This is a genomic window from Hyphomicrobiales bacterium (genome assembly GCA_016710435.1).
Lineage (GTDB): Bacteria > Pseudomonadota > Alphaproteobacteria > Rhizobiales > Aestuariivirgaceae > Aestuariivirga.
On the sequence record JADJVV010000001.1, the window covers coordinates 2,172,293 to 2,190,878 of the forward strand.

Annotated in this window: 19 protein-coding genes; 12 read left to right on the forward strand and 7 right to left on the reverse strand. The window is 62.3% G+C overall.

All coding sequences use genetic code 11. The features are described from left to right. Nucleotides 1-16 precede the first annotated feature (16 nt). The 3 genes from rpmJ (at nucleotide 17) to IPM06_10490 (ending at nucleotide 1,387) form a co-directional block, all read left to right on the forward strand. Entirely contained in the window at nucleotides 17-142 is a 126-nt protein-coding gene (gene rpmJ, locus IPM06_10480) for a 50S ribosomal protein L36 (GenBank protein MBK8770843.1), read from the forward strand. Nucleotides 143-234: 92 nt separating this feature from the next. Next, on the forward strand, nucleotides 235-849 hold the full coding sequence (locus IPM06_10485) for a tetratricopeptide repeat protein (protein ID MBK8770844.1): 615 nt from the start codon (nucleotides 235-237) through the stop codon (nucleotides 847-849). Between the two features lie 4 nt (nucleotides 850-853). After that, a complete protein-coding gene (locus IPM06_10490; GenBank protein MBK8770845.1) occupies nucleotides 854-1,387 on the forward strand; it encodes an N-acetyltransferase in 534 nt (177 codons plus the stop codon). Between the two features lie 2 nt (nucleotides 1,388-1,389). On the opposite strand, the gene pyk is transcribed toward IPM06_10490, so the two are convergent. Together pyk and IPM06_10500 are read right to left on the reverse strand one after the other, a co-directional pair. After that, nucleotides 1,390-2,823: a pyruvate kinase gene (pyk, locus tag IPM06_10495; protein MBK8770846.1), complete on the reverse strand. Its 1,434-nt coding sequence runs from the start codon at nucleotides 2,821-2,823 to the stop codon at nucleotides 1,390-1,392. Between the two features lie 35 nt (nucleotides 2,824-2,858). After that, complete coding sequence (locus IPM06_10500; protein MBK8770847.1) at nucleotides 2,859-3,311, reverse strand: DUF1036 domain-containing protein; 453 nt, start codon at nucleotides 3,309-3,311, stop codon at nucleotides 2,859-2,861. Nucleotides 3,312-3,492: 181 nt separating this feature from the next. Between IPM06_10500 and IPM06_10505 the strand changes: the two genes are divergently transcribed. Both IPM06_10505 and IPM06_10510 read left to right on the forward strand, forming a co-directional pair. Next, nucleotides 3,493-3,789, forward strand: a complete 297-nt coding sequence (locus IPM06_10505) for a DUF1244 domain-containing protein (protein MBK8770848.1) — start codon at nucleotides 3,493-3,495, stop codon at nucleotides 3,787-3,789. 21 nt (nucleotides 3,790-3,810) lie between these two features. Further along, nucleotides 3,811-4,083, forward strand: a complete 273-nt coding sequence (locus IPM06_10510; GenBank protein MBK8770849.1) for a DUF2312 domain-containing protein — start codon at nucleotides 3,811-3,813, stop codon at nucleotides 4,081-4,083. A gap of 69 nt (nucleotides 4,084-4,152) precedes the next feature. Here IPM06_10510 and IPM06_10515 read toward each other — a convergent pair whose 3' ends face one another. From IPM06_10515 to IPM06_10525, 3 genes are all read right to left on the reverse strand, one after another. Beyond that, complete coding sequence (locus IPM06_10515; GenBank protein MBK8770850.1) at nucleotides 4,153-5,778, reverse strand: DUF882 domain-containing protein; 1,626 nt, start codon at nucleotides 5,776-5,778, stop codon at nucleotides 4,153-4,155. 231 nt (nucleotides 5,779-6,009) lie between these two features. Beyond that, entirely contained in the window at nucleotides 6,010-7,974 is a 1,965-nt protein-coding gene (locus IPM06_10520; GenBank protein MBK8770851.1) for a L,D-transpeptidase family protein, read from the reverse strand. A 101-nt stretch (nucleotides 7,975-8,075) separates the two neighbouring features. Continuing rightward, nucleotides 8,076-9,554 (reverse strand): sigma-54-dependent Fis family transcriptional regulator, encoded by a 1,479-nt coding sequence (locus IPM06_10525; protein MBK8770852.1) that lies wholly within the window; start codon nucleotides 9,552-9,554, stop codon nucleotides 8,076-8,078. A gap of 182 nt (nucleotides 9,555-9,736) precedes the next feature. Between IPM06_10525 and IPM06_10530 the strand changes: the two genes are divergently transcribed. Both IPM06_10530 and IPM06_10535 read left to right on the forward strand, forming a co-directional pair. After that, the gene (locus tag IPM06_10530; GenBank protein ID MBK8770853.1) at nucleotides 9,737-11,560 is read left to right on the forward strand and encodes a M3 family oligoendopeptidase; all 1,824 of its coding nucleotides are present in this window, start codon (nucleotides 9,737-9,739) and stop codon (nucleotides 11,558-11,560) included. 143 nt (nucleotides 11,561-11,703) lie between these two features. Further along, nucleotides 11,704-12,558 (forward strand): hypothetical protein, encoded by an 855-nt coding sequence (locus IPM06_10535; protein MBK8770854.1) that lies wholly within the window; start codon nucleotides 11,704-11,706, stop codon nucleotides 12,556-12,558. Between the two features lie 44 nt (nucleotides 12,559-12,602). On the opposite strand, the gene IPM06_10540 is transcribed toward IPM06_10535, so the two are convergent. Further along, nucleotides 12,603-13,928 carry a phenylacetate--CoA ligase family protein gene (locus tag IPM06_10540; GenBank protein ID MBK8770855.1) on the reverse strand — a complete coding sequence of 442 codons (1,326 nt, stop codon included), beginning with the start codon at nucleotides 13,926-13,928 and terminating at the stop codon, nucleotides 12,603-12,605. A gap of 151 nt (nucleotides 13,929-14,079) precedes the next feature. Here IPM06_10540 and IPM06_10545 point away from each other — a divergent pair, with 151 nt between their 5' ends. The 5 genes from IPM06_10545 (at nucleotide 14,080) to IPM06_10565 (ending at nucleotide 18,058) form a co-directional block, all read left to right on the forward strand. Further along, entirely contained in the window at nucleotides 14,080-14,364 is a 285-nt protein-coding gene (locus IPM06_10545) for a hypothetical protein (GenBank protein MBK8770856.1), read from the forward strand. Between the two features lie 12 nt (nucleotides 14,365-14,376). Continuing rightward, nucleotides 14,377-15,495: a Re/Si-specific NAD(P)(+) transhydrogenase subunit alpha gene (locus tag IPM06_10550; GenBank protein ID MBK8770857.1), complete on the forward strand. Its 1,119-nt coding sequence runs from the start codon at nucleotides 14,377-14,379 to the stop codon at nucleotides 15,493-15,495. Next, nucleotides 15,495-15,812, forward strand: coding sequence for an NAD(P) transhydrogenase subunit alpha (locus tag IPM06_10555; GenBank protein MBK8770858.1), 318 nt, complete (start codon nucleotides 15,495-15,497; stop codon nucleotides 15,810-15,812). The genes IPM06_10550 and IPM06_10555 overlap by 1 nt, the downstream gene beginning before the upstream one ends. A gap of 1 nt (nucleotide 15,813) precedes the next feature. After that, entirely contained in the window at nucleotides 15,814-17,211 is a 1,398-nt protein-coding gene (locus IPM06_10560; protein ID MBK8770859.1) for an NAD(P)(+) transhydrogenase (Re/Si-specific) subunit beta, read from the forward strand. An 85-nt stretch (nucleotides 17,212-17,296) separates the two neighbouring features. Continuing rightward, nucleotides 17,297-18,058, forward strand: coding sequence for a DUF1194 domain-containing protein (locus IPM06_10565; protein ID MBK8770860.1), 762 nt, complete (start codon nucleotides 17,297-17,299; stop codon nucleotides 18,056-18,058). Between the two features lie 10 nt (nucleotides 18,059-18,068). Here the strand turns inward: IPM06_10565 and IPM06_10570 are convergent, their stop codons facing one another. Continuing rightward, a complete protein-coding gene (locus IPM06_10570; protein ID MBK8770861.1) occupies nucleotides 18,069-18,584 on the reverse strand; it encodes a hypothetical protein in 516 nt (171 codons plus the stop codon). Between the last annotated feature and the right edge of the window lie 2 nt (nucleotides 18,585-18,586).

The window sequence follows — 18,586 nt, forward strand, 5'->3', positions numbered from 1 at the left end:
CCTATAGGTGATTTCCATGAAAGTCCGCAATTCGCTCAAGGGCCTGATGAAGCGCCATCGCGACAACAAGCTGATCCGTCGCAAGGGCCGCGTCTACATCATCAACAAGACCAATCCGCGCTTCAAGGCGCGCCAGGGCTAATTCGCCTCATTCACGGTGAGTTGACGCCGCGCTGGACCCCGTCCGGCGCGGTTGCCGTTTTTGTGGCGTCTTTTGTGTGCCATAGTCCAGCAATGCACGCTCTCCGCTTCATCCCGATTCTGCTGCTGGCTGCTGTCTCCTCCGCCGCATCCGCCCAGGATGCCAGCGTGACGGCGAAGGCCTCCGCCACCGTCGCCGTGGCCGCGCCGAAGAAATCCCCGGCCACCTTGCGCGCCGAGGAACTGGACCTGTTGTTCGGCCAGTTGCACGGCAAGGATTCGGAATCCCGCGCGGCCTCGATCGAGCAACGCATCTGGGCCAACTGGGGCCGTAACGAGTCCGTCACGGCGGAAGTGCTGCTCGGCCAAGCCACCAAGGCGATGAACGCCGAGGAATTCGAGACGGCGGAAGAAATCCTCGACCGCCTCATCACCGCGCGGCCGGAATATGCCGAAGCCTGGAACCGCCGCGCCACATTGCATTACCTCGCCAAGCGCTATGCCAAGGCGCTGGCCGATATCGACAAGGTCCTGGAACTTGAGCCCCGCCATTTCGGCGCGCTGGCTGGCCGCGGCATGATCTACGAAGCCATGGACAAGCCCGACGAAGCCCTCGCCGCCTACCGCGAGGCCCTCACCATGAATCCCTACATGGCCGGCGTCACCGACAAGGTGAAGCTCCTGGAAAAACTCCGCCCCGATATTTGAACCCATGGCCGTCACACCACCCACCATTCGCCCTGCATCGGCAGAAGATGTTGCGGCAATCACGGCCATTTATGCGGAGCATGTCCTGAACGGGACGGCGAGCTTTGATACTGTGCCTCGCTCGCACGCCGCAACATTGGCCAAGCTGAACGAGTGCCTGTCGCGCCATTGGCCATTCCTTGTGGCCGAGCGTGCTGGCGAGGTGTTGGGCTACGCGTATGTCACCCAGTTCCGAGACCGGCCCGCCTATGAACACGCCTGCGAAAACTCGCTCTATGTGAAGGCCTCACTTCGCGGAGAAGGCATCGGCGCCATGCTTCTCGGCGCTTTGGTGGAGCGTGCCGAGCGTCGGGGCTTTCGGCAAATGGTTGCTGTCGTCGGCGGCGGCGAAGCGGCGTCAGTGGCTGTCCACCTCAAACACGGTTTTCATCACGCCGGACGCATGTCCTCGGTTGGCTGGAAATTTGGGCGTTGGCTGGATACGGTTTACATGCAACGCGCCTTGGGCGAAGGCGACAGCACACCGCCGGACCGCTGAACTCAGACCCCTTTGCCATCGCGGCCGATGGTGGCGACGCGCAGCATGTTGGTGGTGCCGGGTGTTCCGATGGGAACGCCGGCGGAGATCAGAATGCGGTCGCCCGGCTTGGTGAAGCCTTCGCGCGTGGCGATCTCGCCCGCCTTCACGAACATTTCGTCGATGCTCTCGGCATCTTCCGTGAGAACGGTGTGGATGCCCCAGCACAGCGACAGGCGCCGCGCCGTGCCCGGCACAGGCGTGAGCGCCAGCACGGGCAGGTTGGGCCGCTCGCGGGCAATGCGCAGGCCCGTGGAGCCGGAGCCTGTATAGCAGACGATGGCGGGCACCTGCAGCGTTTCGGCAATGGTGCGGGCCGCCGCCGATATGGCGTCCGCGACCGTGGGTTCGGGATCGGTGCGCTGGGCATGGATGATGCCTGCGTAGTGCGAGTCGTTCTCGACCGTCTGGGCCACGCGGTCCATGGTCTGCACGGCTTTCTCGGGCCACTTGCCGCTGGCGCTTTCGGCAGACAGCATGACGGCATCGGCACCTTCGTAGACGGCGGTGGCAACGTCGGAGACTTCGGCGCGCGTCGGCACCGGTTCCTCGATCATCGATTCCAGCATCTGCGTGGCAACGACAACGGGGCGGCCATAGCGCCGCGCCGCGCGCGTGATCTGCTTCTGCCGCGCAGGCACGGATTCAATCGGCAGTTCCACGCCGAGGTCGCCACGCGCCACCATGATGCCGTCGGCAATGCGCAGGATGTCGTCAAGGCAGGTGAGCGCCGAGGGCTTCTCGATCTTGGCCATGACGGCCGCACGGCCCGCCACCAGCTTCTTGGCTTCCGCCACGTCTTCGGCGCGCTGCACGAAGGAGAGCGCAATCCAGTCGGCACCGATGGACGCAGCAGCTTCCAGGTCGGCACGGTCCTTGGCGGTGAGGGCAGGGATCGGAATGACAGTATCCGGCAGGTTCACGCCCTTGCGGTTGGACAGCACGCCGCCAAAGATCACCCGCGTGGTCAGCTGCGTCGATCCCGCTTCGATGATTTCCACGCGCAGGCGCCCGTCGTTCAGCAACAGGCTGTCGCCCACCTTGGCGGCCGCAAAGATTTCCGGATGCGGAAGATACACCCGCCGTGCATCGCCCGGCGTCGGGTCCGTGTCAAAGATGAACGTGTCGCCGGCGGCAATCCGCACTTCCTTGTCGGCAAAAGTGTCGATGCGGATTTTGGGGCCCTGCAAGTCGGCCAGCACGCCGATGGGGCGGCCAAGCTTTGCTTCCACGGCGCGGATGTGGGTGTAGAGCGACTTGAGCAACTCGTGGTTCGTGTGGCTCATGTTGATGCGGAACACATCAACGCCCGCCACGAACAGTTTCTCGATCATCTCCGGACTCGAGGAGGCCGGTCCCAGCGTCGCCAGGATTTTGACTTTGCGATTGCGGCGCACGGGCGGGATTGTTCCTTCTTGGCCGTTACGGGCGGTTACTGGCCTTGCGTGGATTTGTCGCCGGACAGCGAGATGGTCCAGTCCGTTTCCTCGCCGGTATCAACCTCGAAGAATCCGACCTGGGTGAATTCGCGTTCCTTGCAGTTGTCAAACCCGCGGATCGTGAAGATCTTGTCCCGGATGCACATCATCGCCTTGCCACCCCACGAACCGCCCTTGTCGTAGTCGACGGCGTAGACGTAGTAATACTTGGCGATGAGGTCGCCCTTCAGCAGGGGCAGGCACTTGCCGGGATCGAACGTCCACCAGCCTTCCGTCGCCCAGCCTTCGCGGTCCTTGTAGCCGATGGCCACGCCGACGCGGCTTGAGGTGTTGTTGCACAGCTTCAAGTCAGCCTTGGCCGGCACGGCAGCAAGCCCGAGGAGCATCATCGCCCCCAGGATACCCGCCATATGTCGCACCATGCCTCGTCTCCCGGGAAATCTCATCCGAATCAGCCCTACATTTCATTTTGGAGGTACGCCCGTCAACTTAAAAACTCGGAAAAATCCGAGACTTCTCCACCGCAAACGTCACCTTTCGCAGCCCCCGAAAAGCCTGTGCACAGCCTGTGGATGACGCCCCCCATGGGGTTTGTGCGGATGCCAGCGCCTTCCTATGTAGAGGGCCATGGACAAATCCCGCCAGACCGAACTGGAAGCCGCTGCCTTCCGCCGCCTTCTCGAGCATCTCCGCGCCCGCACCGATGTGCAGAACATCGACATGATGAACCTTGCGGGCTTCTGCCGCAACTGCTTGTCGAACTGGCTCGAAGATGCAGCCAAGGCGCAAGGCGTGGCCCTGACGCGCGACGAAGCCCGCCAGCACGTCTACGGAATGCCCTACGAGGACTTCAAGGCGAAATACCAGACGGAAGCCACGGCCGCCCAGAAGGCAGCCTTCGAAATCAACAAGCCGAAACACTGAACAGTCAGGACACGCACCTTCATGGCCGAGAAAACCAAGACCACCTTCGCGCAGGGGCAACTGCGCGCCCTCGTGGAACGCATCGAGCGTCTGGAGGAAGAAAAGAAGTCGATCGCCGGCGACATCAAGGAAGTCTACGCCGAGGCCAAGTCCAACGGCTTCGACATCAAGATTTTGCGCAAGGTGATTTCCCTGCGCAAGAAGGACGCCGACGAACGCCAGGAAGAAGAAGCGTTGCTCGATGTCTATCTCGCCGCCCTTGGCATGCCCGAGACGCGCGAGGCCGCAGAATAGCGAGCCGCGACAGGCCCAAACAAAAAAGCCCCGGGAAACCGGGGCTTTTTTCATGTGATTGTCTGATCGTTATTCAATCGAGGCGTCGGTCACGTCCGGCGCGCCGGCCTGCGAGAGGCGCAGCTTGAGGGGCGGAAGGTTGCCCTTGCCTTCGCGGTTGACCAACAGCATGTCGCCCTTGCCCGTGGCGGCCTTGGGAGCCTTGTAGCCCACGATGCCGTCACCATCCTGGCCGAGGATCGCCGCACGCGGCATCACATCTTCAAGATTCGCATCGACCTTGGCGGCAACCTGGTCGTCCTGCTGGATTTGCTTTGCACTGGCAAACAGGCTGTTCCACCAGCTCACGCTGCCACCGTCAATGGAGGCAATGGCGGGTTCGATGGCCGGTGCGGCCTCTGTCGTCTGGTCGCGCAGTTCGGCGGCGAAGCTCGTCTTCGTCTCCATGTTGGAGATGACGTCGATCGAGTCGTCTTCCGCCATCATGTCGGCATTCGGATCTTCCGTGAGCGTCGCGACGGGAGCAGAAGCGACAGGCGTCGGCTTCTTGCGGAACACCTGCGATTCAGGCGGCGCACTGGCGGGCTGGATGGTGACGCCATCAAGGTTTCCGGCGGCGGCCATCTGCATGACTTCGCGCGGCTTGAGGCGCGGCTTTACCACGGCGTCGGCAGCAGCGCTCACCAGCGGGGCGGAAGCGCCATCTTCATCAGCGGAGGCAGAGCCATCAGCGAGGGATTCAACGGCAGCCGTCTGGGCCATGGAGGCAAGGCCAGCGGTATCGGGATCAACGAGTTTCGGACGCTTGTCCTTTGCGGAGGGCTGGTCAACGATGGCTTCGTCCAGCGGCGCGGCAGCGCTCACCGTGTCATTGCCGACAGCGGCAGCGTCTTCGCTCCACTGGGCAAGCTGGCCATCGGCATAGGAGCCCAGCGGCGAGGCAGGCTCAGCCGACTTCTTCTTGCCCTTCTTGCCGGTCACGAGGCCCCACAGGCCGCCTGAACCTTCGCTGTCATCCTCTTCCGAGGCCACTTCGATCGAGTCAGGCGCAACAGTGCGGTTCTTCAGGCGCTTGCCGACATACTTCTGACCATCGCGGACAAGGCTCGCCATCTGCGAAGGCGCCATGCCGGGACCCCAGTGGCGGACGTTGCCGGAATCGATGTGCAGGAAGCCCGTCGGGCCACCGGCGGAGCGATAGAAGCCAACGCCACCCACCTTGCGGGCAAGAGCGCTGTTGCGGATCTTGGCCGTGGACACGTCGGGGAAGAAGAAGTCGATGGCCTTGCCGCGCATGTGCTGGCTCTTGGTCGCAACCTTGCGGCCGATCTTCTTCAGGAAGGCATTGGTGCGCGGGCTGCGGTAGCCGCAAACGATGTGAATGGGCTTGGTCGAACCGAGATCGGCGTGCAGTTCCCACAGCAGGTCGAGGGTGCGCGGATCAATGTTGATCGGTTCGTTGCGGCGCCAGTCGCGCATCAGGTGATTGATGTTCTTCATGGCAGACGGAATGTAGCGGCCGTCCTTCATGTAGGTGATGGTGAGGCTTTCCTTGGTGTGCACGTGATAGAGCGAGATCGTACGCGTCTCGCCGCCAGCCACGGAGGGCGATGCGTCAACGAACGACCAGGCTCCAACAGCCAGCGTTCCGGCGATGGCCAGCGAGGCCAATGCTTTGGCAAACTTTTTGCTCAAGGAAATGCGATGTCCGACGTCCGTTACCTGATTATTTTCCACGCAACTCACCCCAGGCACCGGCCCGGCTCCCACACACTTTCCGGCCAGGACTGGAGTTAAGCAACAGGCTAACTCTAGTCCCGTTTCCGACATCGAACAAGATTAAGGCTGCTGTGAGGCGGCCTCGCTTAGGGAGAAACATTGCCCGATTATGATTAATTGGGGATTAATGGAGGCGAATCCAAGACGTTAATCGGCGGCCAGGCCGGTCGTTTTTGACGCAGCTTCGACGATTTTCACGTCGTTGCCGGCACCAAAAGCACGGGCGACGATGCCCCGCGCCCCTTCCAGTGTCCTGTCCCGCTCGTAAATATCTGGATAATAACGGATTTTTCCGTCAGAATCGGGCCAAGCGGTGAAGTAGGAGAGATAGACAAAGGTGCCTGGCTTCACCTTGACGTTCTGGGTCTCTCCCGTGGCCAGACGGGATTCGATCTCCTCATCCGTCAGACCCAGCAAAACCTTGGCAAATTCGCGGGGATTCTGGACACGTACGCAGCCGTGGCTGAAAGCCCGGCGGTTCTCCGCGAAAAGTTCCCGGTTGGGCGTGTCGTGCATGTAGATGGAATGGCTGTTGGGGAAGAGGAATTTCAGTTCACCCAGGGCATTGCTGTCACCAGCCGGCTGAACGACGCCGATTCCGGAGTTGGCCCCCACGCTGCCCCAGCTGACGGAGCGCGACGAAACCTTCTTCCCTTTGGCATTCACCACCTGATAGCCGATCCGGTCGAAATAGCCCGGATCGCGGCGGAGCTTGCCGAGATATTCATTGATGAGGATGGACTGCGGCATGCCCCAGGTGGGGTTGAACACCACCGTTTCCATCTCGTCGTTGAAGACGGATGTCTGCGTGGTGGGCCGCCCCACCACAACGCGGCTGGTCCAGATTTCCTGGCCATTGTCCATCACCCGGACCATCTGCGCCGCCTGGTTCACGAACACATAGCGGCTGCCAAGGTTCTTCGGCAGCCAGCGCAGACGCTCAAGGCTGGAGATGATCTTTTCCCGTTCATTGCCGGTATTGTCGGCGTTGAACGACTTCACCGTCGCCGTATCAAGCGACCCGGTCTGGGCGATGCCGGCGCTGGCCTGGTAAAGCTTCAGGCTCTTGCTCAGCGCCTTGTCCAGAACGTTGTCTTTCTCAATGTCGACGGCGGCCTCTTCTGCCGTGAGGTGGCCAAGATCCACCATGCGGGTGCGCAGTTCAGGAATGCGATCGTCGGACTGGCCCACCTTCACCCGCTTGCCCGTGGGGAAGGGCAGGGGCTTGCTCTCTCCGGCGACACTCACCTTGGCGAGTTCCGCCTTGAGCTGGGCATATGCCGGATGCTGCGGCGCGAGCGTCTTGAGGTATTCCACCGGGAAGGGAGAATAGGCCAGCACCTTGAGCGCCGTGCCGGGCTCCACGCCCACCGGTTTGATGTCGTGATAGAGGGAGAGCTTGCCTGGATCAAACACGCCGCCGCTCAGATGCGTGGCGTAGGTGGCAACTGCCGTGGTCAACGCCACGTCGAACTGGGCGGCCGCGATGTTGCTGCCGGCAATCTGGCCATCGATGTCGTCAAAGCCCGTAAAGCCCGCCGGGATGTAGCGGGCGGGTTCCAGGCCATCTTCGGAGGACGACTTGAGCAAGGCGAGAACAGACTTGGCGCGGTCGGAAACAGCACCGTTGCTCAGCCACAGCGGACGAAACTTGCTGTCCCGGTAAAGGGCGATCACGCCGTCGCGGACCTTCTGGTCGGCGCGGATGGGGGTCTTGCTGTCGGCCAGAACGATGCGGATCGCTTCGCCCGCAACACCTTCGGCCGGCATCGGGATCAGTCCCTTGTCCGCCACCGGCTGCAGCCGCGGCAAGACATAGGCAACATTGCCCATGCCGAAACCGGGAATGGGTTCCGGATCGCTGTAATCAGGAATGATCGCTTTTTTCTTGATGCGCGCTTCCTTGGAAGGTTTGCGCTTCACCAGGACGCCTTCGTCGTCAAGCCACCACTGGCGGCGCTGTTCAGCTTCAAACCTGCGCCGTTCAGCGCGGGCCTTGCGCTCGGCCTTGGTGCCGAAGAGCGCATCGAAGAAACCCCCGGCCTGCGCAGGCGGCGTGACAATCGCAAGGGCTGCGAGAACAGCTGCGGCTTTGATGATACGCGTATCCATGGCGACTCCCCGGGGCGAAGTTTCATAGACTCCGACTTGCGGCTTTGCAATGACCGCACCGCAATGCCGGACTACAAATTTGCGTGGGAGTAGATGTGGGGTTAGCCTGCGGCTTCTTCCAGACCGAGATCGCGCATCTTTCGATAAAGGGTGGAGCGCCCAATGCCCAGTTTGCGGGCAACTTCAGACATCTGCCCACGGTAGCGGTGCAATGCCAGCTTGATCATGTCGGCTTCGACATCTTCCAGTTTGCGGATATGTCCGCCGTCGGTCACAACCGGAATGCCGAGCGCAGTTCCATCGCTCACTTCGGTGCCGCCCCGGCGCACCGGCTGCTGCGCGGGGGGAACCGGCACGGGCATCACCGGTGCTGCGGGAACCATGATTTCATAGCCATCCACCAGCGATGCAATCTGGGGGAAATCCTCGATTCCGAGATGATCGCCCTCGCACAACACGATGGCGCGGAACACGGTGTTCTCAAGCTGGCGCACGTTGCCAGGCCAGGCATAGGCCATCAGCATGACAAGCGCTTCCGGCTTGATGCCGCGCACCTTGCGGCCTTCCTCGGCTGCAAGTTTGGTGATGAAGTGATTGACCAGCGCTGGAATGTCGTCCTTCCGGTCGCGGAGTGGTGGCACCATGATGGGGAACACGTTCAGACGGTAATACAAATCCTCGCGGAACTGCCCGGCCTTCACCATCTCGATCATGTTGCGGTTGGTGGCGGAAACAATGCGCACGTTGACTTTCACAGGACGGCGCGACCCCACCGGATCAACTTCGCCTTCCTGGATGGCGCGCAGGAGCTTCACCTGCATGTCGAGGGGGAGGTCTGCCACCTCGTCGAGAAACAGCGTGCCGCCATCGGCTTCCTGGAATTTGCCCATGTGCTTGGCGGTGGCGCCGGTGAAGGAACCCTTTTCGTGGCCGAACAGCGTGGATTCGACGAGGTTCTCCGGAATGGCTCCGCAATTGACCGCGACAAAGGCGCGGCCCGCGCGGTCGCTCTCGCCCTGGATGGCGCGGGCGATCATTTCCTTGCCCACACCGGATTCACCCTCGATGAGGATCGGAATGGTGGAGGCAGCGCCCCGCTTGCCGAGCCGCATGACATTGGCCATGGCGGGCGACGAGGCGATGAGGTCGGCAAAGGACAGGGCGCCCGTGACCTTCTTGTTCAGCCGCTTCACCTCTTCGGTGAGGGCATTGACCTTGAGAAGATTCTGGATGGAAACCTTGAGGCGTTCCGGCGACACGGGTTTTACCACGAAATCATCCGCACCGGCGCGCATGGCCTTGATCACGGTTTCGATGGAGCCCTGCGACGTCTGCACGATGACGGGAAGGTCACCGCGCACGCCCTGCAATTTTTCGAGGAATTCGATGCCGTCCATCTCGGGCATCACGAGGTCGAGAATGACAAGCTCATAAGTGCCACCCTGGGGGCCACGCAGCGCCTCAAGGGCGCGCAGCCCGCTGTCGGCGGTGGTCACATCGAATCCGAAGCGCTTCACCATTTCTTCGAGAATGCGGCGTTGTGCGGGTTCGTCTTCGACAATCAGGACGCGGGCGGCCATTCCAGATTACATCTCACTGACAAAGTTTATCGGATGCGGTTTCTCTTGTCCGCTTGGGGACGTGCCCCGATTTGTGGCAGGGAAGGGTAAATTCCGTCTTAACAGCCTTGCCCAATTGGGGACAAAGCTGACGTTTTCCCACATGGATTGCCGCCGTTGTCTTGGCGCATTTCCTCCGCCATATGCAGCGGAAACTGCACTCTTATTGCTCCAAGGACCCCGCGATGACCTCTGCCGCCCCCGCACTTGCCAACCTGCCGGAATGGAACCTCGCAGATCTCTATCCCGCACCCGATTCGCCCGCCTTTGCCGCCGATGTGGCCACGGCAAAGGAGCGCTGCACCGCCTTTGCCGCAAGCTGGGCCGGAAAACTGGCGGGCCTCGCGCCAGCCGACCTCGCCCGCGCCATCCGGGAATACGAGCAGATCTCCGACCTTGTGGGGCGCATGGGCTCCTACGCCCAACTCTATTATGTGGGAGACACGACGGACGCGGCCCGGGCCAAGTTTTACGGCGATGCCTCCAACACCCTGACCGAACTCTCGAGCCAGCTCCTGTTCTTCGAGCTTGAACTCAACAAGATCGACGATGCTGCGCTGGCGGCCGGCATGGCGGACGCTGCGCTCGCCCACTACAAGCCCTGGCTCGACAACCTGCGCATGGAGAAGCCGTACCAGCTGGATGACAAGCTGGAGCAGCTCTTCCTCGAAAAATCCCAGACGGCCGCAGGCGCCTTCAACCGCCTCTTCGATGAAACCATGGCCGACCTGCGTTTCGACATCGACGGCGAGATGCTGACGCTGGAGCCGACGCTGAACCTGATGCAGTCGCCCGATGAAGCGCGCCGCAAGACCGGCGCGGAGGCACTCGCCAAGACCTTCAAAGCGAACGTGCGCCTGTTCACACTGATCACCAACACGCTTGCCAAGGACAAGGACATCTCCGACCGCTGGCGTGGCTTCAAGGACATCGCCGACGCGCGGCATCTTTCCAACCGTGTCGAACCTGAAGTGGTAGCGGCCTTGGTCGAAGCCGTGCGCGCCGCATATCCGCGCCTGTCGCACCGCTATTACCGCATGAAGGCGAAGTGGCTGGGAAAGGACAAGCTCATGCACTGGGACCGCAACGCGCCCCTGCCGCAGGAGGATACCCGCGAAATTCCCTGGAGCGAAGCCAAGGACATGGTTTTGTCAGCCTACGGAGAATTTGATCCGGCCATGGCGAAGATCGCGGGAGACTTCTTCGACAAGCGCTGGATCGATGCCCCCGCACGGCCGGGAAAATCGCCGGGTGCCTTTGCCCATCCCACCGTGCCGTCGGCGCACCCCTATGTGCTGCTCAACTATCTCGGCAAACCCCGCGATGTGATGACGCTGGCTCACGAACTGGGCCACGGCGTGCATCAGGTGCTGGCTGCACCGCAAGGCGCGCTGATGGCTTCGACCCCGCTGACGCTGGCGGAGACGGCCTCCGTGTTCGGCGAGATGCTCACCTTCCAGCGCCTGCTCAAGGCCACCACCGATCCCAAAAAGCGCAAGGCCCTTCTCGCTTCGAAGGTGGAGGACATGATCAACACGGTCGTGCGCCAGATCGCCTTCTATACCTTCGAGCGCAAGGTCCATGCCGCCCGCAAGGAAGGCGAGATGACGCCCGACCAGCTGAACGACATCTGGATGAGCGTGCAGGCCGAAAGCCTGGGCGACGCCATTCAATTCGGCCCGGGCTATGAAGTGTTCTGGACCTATATCCCGCACTTCATCCACTCGCCCTTCTATGTCTACGCCTATGCCTTCGGCGATTGCCTGGTGAACTCGCTCTATGCCCGCTACCAGGAAAGCAGCGTAGGCTTCCAGGACAAGTATTTTGCGCTCCTCCGCGCGGGCGGAACCAAGCACCATTCCGAATTGCTCAAGCCCTTCGGCCTTGACGCCACCAATCCCGCCTTCTGGCAAAAGGGCCTGTCCGTGATTTCCGGGATGATCGACGAGTTGGAATCGATGGAATAACACAACTAAGGGGTGTATTTTCGCGCGTTTCTGTGGCATGGAAACAACAGCTTCGAATTTGGGCGGTTGTAGCATTGTCAGCGCCCGGTGACCGTTGCACATTGGCGACAACAAATAAGACGAATCCCATACAGGTGGTGTCCATGCGCAATCTCACACTCGTTTCGACCCTTGCCCTCGCTCTGACGCTTTCCGTCCCGGCATGGTCGGCCGATATTGCCGCGCCGGACCTGTGTGCCGTATCGGGCATCAACGGCAAGATCGCCGCGCAGGGCGGCGTCTGGGATGCCGACAACTACAGCAACGACGAACTGTTCCAGGGCATCGGTTCGCTCAGCCTGCCGCTCGGCTGCATGTTCGGCCTGCAGGTGGATGCCGGCGCCGGTGAATTCGGAGACGCCAGCGCCTTGGGCGCGGGCGGCCACCTGTTCTATCGCGACCCCACCAGCTATCTCCTCGGCGTTCACGCCACCTATGAAGACTGGAGCTTCGATGCACCGGCTCTTGACGTCACCTCATGGAAGGTGGGTGCCGAAGGCGAACTCTATCTCGGCAACATCAGCCTCGAAGCCTGGGCCGGTGTGGAAGACACCAACCGCACCAGCACCGATTTCTTCGGCAAGTTCACCGCCGCCATCTATGCCACGGACGACCTTCGCCTGTCGGCAGGCATTCGCCATGCCAATGATTTCACCTCGGGTGTGATCGGTGCGGAATGGCAGGTGCCGGATACGCCCTTGTCCTTCACCGCCGAAGGCCAGCTCGGCGAAGATGACTTCCGCTCCGTCGCCATTGGCGCCAAGTTCTATTTCGGCGGCACCCAGAAGTCGCTGATCGACCGTCACCGCCAGGACGACCCTGATGACGGCCTGTTCGACTTCATCGGCGGCGCGGCAGCTGCGGCTTCCGTTCCGGGTGGCGGCGGCCCGGTCGCAGAGGGCGTTTTGGATGACGGCACGGGAGATGGCGTGGTCTGCGACGGCGTCAACTGCGGCTGAAGCTGCCGCAATCGTTAGGCTTGGAGCACTTCTGAACGGTTTTTTCAGGACTTGGATCGCGTCAACGGGTAGAACTTGCCGCCCTTGCTGCGGGGAAAGTCATTTACCGGAATGACATTGATTTCCGCGTGATCGCCGAGAAGCGTTCGCAGGTATGATTGCAGCTGCGGCATCTCTGTTGTGGAAAATGCCGTCGGACTGGCTAGCGCGAGTGTGAAGCTGCCAGCGCCATGTTGCGTCAACTGCCACGCGCGCGCGCCGGTGATGTCCCGGATGCGTGCCGTGGAGACGTCAGGCTGGTAAAGGCTGCCATCTGGCCTCTCGAAGAGATTGCTCTTGCGCCCGATAATACGCGAAAGCACCGGCAGGCCGCGGCTACAGGTGCAGGGCGGACCTTCCTCGACCAGATCCTGGAACCTGTACCGGATCAGCGGCATGGCGAAATTGTAGAGGCTTGTGGCCACGAGCAATCCCGCCTTGCCCGGAGGGCAGGGGTGGCCGTCGTCATCCACGATCTCCGTCCGGCTCAGTTCGGGTTGCAGGTGATAGAGTCCGGTTTGGGGACACTCGATGGCAATGAGCCCGGTTTCCGCGGTCGCATACACGTCGCTGAATTCACAGCCCCAAATGCGCCGCACTTCCTCGCGCATGTCGCGTGACAGTTTCTCGCCGACGGACATGATGCTCTTAATGCCGGGGCGCAGCCCACGCTCCTCGCTGCGCTGGGCCAGCGCCATGGCATTGGAGGGCAGCGTGTTCAGAATGACCTGGCCAAGCCCCATGAGCCAGTCGAGTTGTTCGTCCAGTGGCGTGCTGATGTGAAGGCGGTGCCTGCTGCCACGCGTTTCAGGCGGCAGCCACGGCGGTCCCCACAATTTGTCTTCCGGATCGTCGGCCCGTTCGGGGCGGATGAACCCGGCCCTGATCATCACCAGCGGCGTGGCATAGTCGTGTCCGAACCAGTCCGCGTAGCGGAAAGAGGCACAGGCCACGCCGGTGTGATCGAAACGGGTTTTGCGCACGCGAAATCCTTGGCTTTCGGAGGCCGAGGTGCTCTGCGAAATGAGTCCCTCATGCCCCGGCGGCAATGTCCTCGCCTGGAACGCATCCCAATCCGCCTCCACAACCTCGCGCGAGATGATCGGCAGTTCCTCCCAGCGGGAGAGATCGAAGCCGCCATCCGGCTTGCGGATGCGCCCCAGCGGCTCGGCATAGAACGGCACCTGCGCATGGGCATGGGCCAGCATCTGCTGCAACTGCCGCTCCTGCCAGGCGATGATGCGCTCCTGCGGCAGCCACTGCGACTTCATCAGGCTTTCATAAAAGCTGCGGGCGACATGGTATCGCTGGATCAGGGCCGGATCGGTCATGGCCCTTTGTCCGAGGGCCGGGCGGGATTGGCAAGAAAGAAGTGTCGCGCCCTGCGCCAAAACGCGCCGGAATACCCGCCTTGCACGGCTGTCGGGGCTTCGCTAAAGCCTAGATATCGCAGATTCCGCCATTCGATTTGAGGGAACCAGTATGGCCGACCATTCACCGACCCACACGCCGCGCGGCTTTGAAGACCACAAGGAGACCTACGAAGGCTTCCTCAAGGGCTCCGTTGCGCTCGGCATCCTGTGCGGCTTCACGCTCGTGGCGCTCGTCGCCTTCCGCTTCATGGACTACCTGAACGTGCTCACCGGTTTCGCCGGGCTCATCATCGGCACACTGGCGACGATCATCGACGTCCGCGCTGGCGGCAAGTGGTTCCTCTCCGGCGGTCTCCTGGTGTTGTTCGGACTGTTCGTGGCCATCAACCTCTGATCTGAGAGCATCATGAAAATAGCGATTCCCTCCGAAATCCAACCGGGGGAGTCGCGTGTCGCGGTCTCGCCCGATGCGGTGAAGGCCTATATCAAGAAGGGCGCCAAGGTGGCCGTGCAAGCGGGCGCCGGCCTTGGCTCCAACATTTCCGATGCGGACTTCAAGGCTGCGGGCGCGGACATCGTCAAGGGCGAGGCCGTGGTGAAGGACGCCGATCTGGTGCTCACCATCCGCCGCCCGGGCGAGAAATTGCTCAAGGCCATGAAGAAGGACGCCATCGTCGCTGGCGGCCTTGAACCTTTTGGCGACCGCAAGGCCCTGGAGGCCTTCGCCAGGTCCGGTGTCACCGGTTTTGCCATGGAACTGATGCCGCGCATCACCCGCGCCCAGGCCATGGACATCCTCTCTTCGCAAGCGAACCTCGCCGGCTACAAGGCGGTGATTGATGCCGCCGCCCACTTCGGCCGCGCCTTCCCGATGATGATGACGGCCGCCGGCACCGTGCCCGCCGCCAAGGTCTTCATCATGGGCGTGGGCGTGGCAGGCCTGCAGGCCATCGCCACGGCGCGCCGCCTCGGCGCCATCGTCTCCGCCACCGACGTGCGCAAGGCAACGGAGGAGCAGGTGAAGTCGCTCGGCGCCAAGTTCGTCTATGTCGACCTCGCCGAAGCCGCAACCGCTGCCGGTTACGCCCGCGAACTCACGGCGGAGGAAAAAGCCAAGCAGGCGGAGCTTGTGGCGGGCCACGTGAAGGGCCAGGACATCGTCATCACCACGGCCCTCATCCCCGGCCGCCCCGCGCCGACGCTCATCACCAGGGACATGGTGGAAAGCATGAAGCCCGGCTCCATCATCATCGACCTTGCGGTGGAACGCGGCGGCAACTGCCCGCTCTCCAAGCCGGATCAGATCGTCGAGCACAAGGGCGTCAAGATCGTCGGCACCGTGAATTTGGCCGGCAAGCTGGCGGGCAACGCCACGCCGCTCTTCGCCAAGAACATCGCCAACTTCCTGGACCTGATGATCCAGAAGGACGGCACACTGAAGATCGACGAAGCGGACGAATGCATCTCCGGCACCATGATCGCCAAGGGCGGCAAGCTGGTGCACAAGATTTACGAGGCGAAGTAATGGAACAGATCGCACATTCAATCGACCCCTTCATTTCGCTGCTCGGCATCTTCGTGCTGGCCGTGTTCGTGGGTTACTACGTGGTATGGAACGTGACGCCCGCGCTGCACACGCCGCTGATGAGCGTCACCAACGCCATTTCCTCGGTCATCGTGGTGGGCGCACTGCTCGCCGTCGGAGCAGGGGCCATTGCGTCAGGGTCGACCCTCGCCATGATCTTCGGCTTCATCGCGCTGGTGCTGGCTTCGATCAACATTTTCGGTGGCTTCATGGTCACCTCGCGCATGCTCGCCATGTACAAGAAGAAAGAGAAATAAGATGAGCGCCAACCTCGCAGCCCTTCTTTATCTCGTCGCCGGCGCGCTCTTCATCATGGCGTTGCGCGGCCTCTCGTCGCCCGCCTCGTCGCGCCAGGGCAACATGTTCGGCATGGTCGGCATGACCATCGCTGTGCTGACAACGCTGGCACTGGCCAAGCCCGTGGGCGTCCTACCCTGGCTGCTGATCGTGGGCGGCCTTGGCATCGGTGCGGTCATCGGCGGCATCACCGCCAAGCGCATTCCGATGACGGCCATGCCGCAGCTTGTGGCCGCCTTCCACTCCCTCGTCGGTCTCGCCGCCGTCTTCGTCGCGGCCGCAGCCTTCTACGCTCCTGATGCCTTCGGCATTGCCACCGATGGCGTGATCCACAAGCAGAGCCTCATCGAAATGTCGCTCGGGGCAGCGATTGGCGCCGTGACCTTCACCGGTTCCATCATCGCCTTCCTGAAGCTGGATGGCCGCATGTCGGGCGCACCCATCCTGCTGCCGGCGCGCCATGTCATCAACATCGCGCTCGCCGTGGCGCTCGTCGCGGCTGTGGTGATGTTCTACGCCGCACCCACCGCCACGCTGTTCTGGATCATCGTGCTGGTCAGCTTCGTGCTTGGCTTCCTGCTCATCATCCCCATCGGCGGCGCCGACATGCCTGTCGTCGTCTCGATGCTGAACTCCTATTCCGGCTGGGCTGCCGCCGGTATCGGCTTCACGCTCGCCAATACCGCGCTCATCATCACCGGTGCGCTGGTGGGCTCGTCGGGTGCCATTCTCTCCTACATCATGTGCAAGGGCATGAATCGCAGCTTCATCTCGGTGATCCTCGGCGGCTTCGGCGGCGAAAGCGCAGGCCCCGCCGCGAAGGGCGATGCCAAGCCGGTGAAGCAAGGCTCGGCGGAAGACGCGGCCTTCATGATGAAGAACGCCGAAACCGTGATCATCGTGCCGGGTTACGGCATGGCCGTGGCTCAGGCGCAGCACGCGCTCCGTGAAATGGCCGATCATCTCAAGAAGTCCGGCGTCACGGTGAAATATGCCATTCATCCGGTGGCGGGCCGCATGCCCGGCCACATGAACGTGCTGCTGGCAGAAGCCAACGTGCCCTATGATGAAGTCTTCGAACTGGAAGACATCAACAGCGAGTTCGCCCAGGCCGACATTGCCTTCGTGATCGGCGCCAATGACGTCACCAACCCCGCCGCCAAGGAAGACCCGGCCTCGCCCATCTACGGCATGCCTGTGCTGGAGGTGTGGAAGGCCAAGACCGTGATGTTCATCAAGCGCGGTATGTCCTCCGGCTACGCCGGCATCGACAACACGCTTTTCTGGCGCGACAACACGCTGATGCTCTTCGGCGACGCCAAGAAGATGACGGAAGCCATCAACAAGTCGCTGGGGTAGCAAGGCGCGGGGCAAGACGCCCTGCATCATTCCGCCACTTTTCCCCGCATGATCCGCCGTTCCGCCGAACGATGGAGCAACTTGCATGAGGAGTCTTGCGCGGCTTGCCAGTCTCCTGTGCCTGATCCTCGCCGCACCTTTGGCCCGTGCGGCGCCTGTCGATCTTGAACTTGTGCTCCTTGCCGATGCGTCCGGGTCTATCGGCAATGATGAGATCCGCTACCAGCGCCGGGGTTACGCCGATGCGCTGGCGGATCCTGATACGCTGGCAGCCATTGCCTCCACCGGGCGCTTCCAGAAGATCGCCGTCACCTACATCGAATGGGGGCAATGGGATTCACAAATCGCCGTTGTGCCGTGGACCATTATCGCCTCTCCCGAAGATGCCGCCGCCTTCAATCGCGCCTTGCTGGCGGCACCCCGCACGGCGCGCGGGCGGAATTCGATCGGCAATGCGCTTATCGCAGCCGGGAAGGCCATCACGGGGAATGTCCATGACGGCACGCGCAAGGTGATTGACCTCTCCGCCGACAGTGTGAACAGCTGGGGCGGTGCCAGTGTGGAGGAGGCGCGCGCGCAGGTTCTGGCCCAGGGCATCACCATCAATGGCCTCGCCGTGCTCTGCCGCACCTGTGCCAGCGGGCGGCCCGTCTCCTATGATCTGGAGCAGGCCTTTGAAGACACGATCATCGGCGGCACGGGCAGCTTCGTCGTCTCCGCCGACCAGCCCGCCAATTTCGCCCTGGCCGTGAAGCGCAAGCTGATCCTTGAAATCGCAGGATTGCCTCCCCCTGTGTCCGATCGGCGCGAAGCCAGCAACCACGCGAGGGAGGGGCAGCTGGACTGAGGTTTCCCTGCTAGTGCCGGCATTTTGCCGCGACCGGACACACCCGGCAGGTCCGCTCCATCGCCGAGACAATGACGGCAAGCGGCACAGGCATCAGAGGCAGCTGCGTGAGACTCAGGCGTTGCGCCAACAATTCCGCAGCCTGCGTGACGTCGAACCGCCCCGCACCGGCCTCGATCTGCAAGGCATCGAGACAATAGGCGCGCACCGCCGCATCCGTGTTCTGGCAGGCAGAGAGCAATGACAGCGCCAGGCACTCGTCCACGCAGGCCCAACGGCAGGCACGGGGAAAGAAGTTGAGGGGCCGCTGGCAATGCGACCGCAACTGGCGCACGAAGTTCTGCAGGGTGCCGGAAATCTCGCAGGCCGCCTCCACGCCGCATTCCCCCACGAGGTCACTCCAGAACTGGTCCCAGCAGGAAGGATCGCCATGGTCGTACCCCGCCATGGCGCAGCGGCAGCCATTGATCACCACCCGCTCCGGCCGGTGGTCGAACAGTTCGTTGCCGTGGGACCGTGCGCTCATGT

What these genes read in the sequence shown, in the direction of transcription:
- IPM06_10565 (MBK8770860.1), top strand. Translation starts at nt 17,297, where the DNA reads ATGAGGAGTCTTGCGCGGCTTGCCAGTCTCCTGTGCCTGATCCTCGCC.
- IPM06_10510 (MBK8770849.1), top strand. Translation starts at nt 3,811, where the DNA reads ATGGCCGAGAAAACCAAGACCACCTTCGCGCAGGGGCAACTGCGCGCC.
- IPM06_10485 (MBK8770844.1), top strand. Translation starts at nt 235, where the DNA reads ATGCACGCTCTCCGCTTCATCCCGATTCTGCTGCTGGCTGCTGTCTCC.
- IPM06_10540 (MBK8770855.1), bottom strand. Translation starts at nt 13,928, where the DNA reads ATGACCGATCCGGCCCTGATCCAGCGATACCATGTCGCCCGCAGCTTT.
- IPM06_10490 (MBK8770845.1), top strand. Translation starts at nt 854, where the DNA reads ATGGCCGTCACACCACCCACCATTCGCCCTGCATCGGCAGAAGATGTT.
- IPM06_10525 (MBK8770852.1), bottom strand. Translation starts at nt 9,554, where the DNA reads ATGGCCGCCCGCGTCCTGATTGTCGAAGACGAACCCGCACAACGCCGC.
- IPM06_10535 (MBK8770854.1), top strand. Translation starts at nt 11,704, where the DNA reads ATGCGCAATCTCACACTCGTTTCGACCCTTGCCCTCGCTCTGACGCTT.
- IPM06_10550 (MBK8770857.1), top strand. Translation starts at nt 14,377, where the DNA reads ATGAAAATAGCGATTCCCTCCGAAATCCAACCGGGGGAGTCGCGTGTC.
- IPM06_10545 (MBK8770856.1), top strand. Translation starts at nt 14,080, where the DNA reads ATGGCCGACCATTCACCGACCCACACGCCGCGCGGCTTTGAAGACCAC.
- IPM06_10570 (MBK8770861.1), bottom strand. Translation starts at nt 18,584, where the DNA reads ATGAGCGCACGGTCCCACGGCAACGAACTGTTCGACCACCGGCCGGAG.
- IPM06_10500 (MBK8770847.1), bottom strand. Translation starts at nt 3,311, where the DNA reads ATGAGATTTCCCGGGAGACGAGGCATGGTGCGACATATGGCGGGTATC.
- IPM06_10505 (MBK8770848.1), top strand. Translation starts at nt 3,493, where the DNA reads ATGGACAAATCCCGCCAGACCGAACTGGAAGCCGCTGCCTTCCGCCGC.
- IPM06_10555 (MBK8770858.1), top strand. Translation starts at nt 15,495, where the DNA reads ATGGAACAGATCGCACATTCAATCGACCCCTTCATTTCGCTGCTCGGC.
- rpmJ (MBK8770843.1), top strand. Translation starts at nt 17, where the DNA reads ATGAAAGTCCGCAATTCGCTCAAGGGCCTGATGAAGCGCCATCGCGAC.
- IPM06_10560 (MBK8770859.1), top strand. Translation starts at nt 15,814, where the DNA reads ATGAGCGCCAACCTCGCAGCCCTTCTTTATCTCGTCGCCGGCGCGCTC.
- IPM06_10530 (MBK8770853.1), top strand. Translation starts at nt 9,737, where the DNA reads ATGCAGCGGAAACTGCACTCTTATTGCTCCAAGGACCCCGCGATGACC.
- IPM06_10520 (MBK8770851.1), bottom strand. Translation starts at nt 7,974, where the DNA reads ATGGATACGCGTATCATCAAAGCCGCAGCTGTTCTCGCAGCCCTTGCG.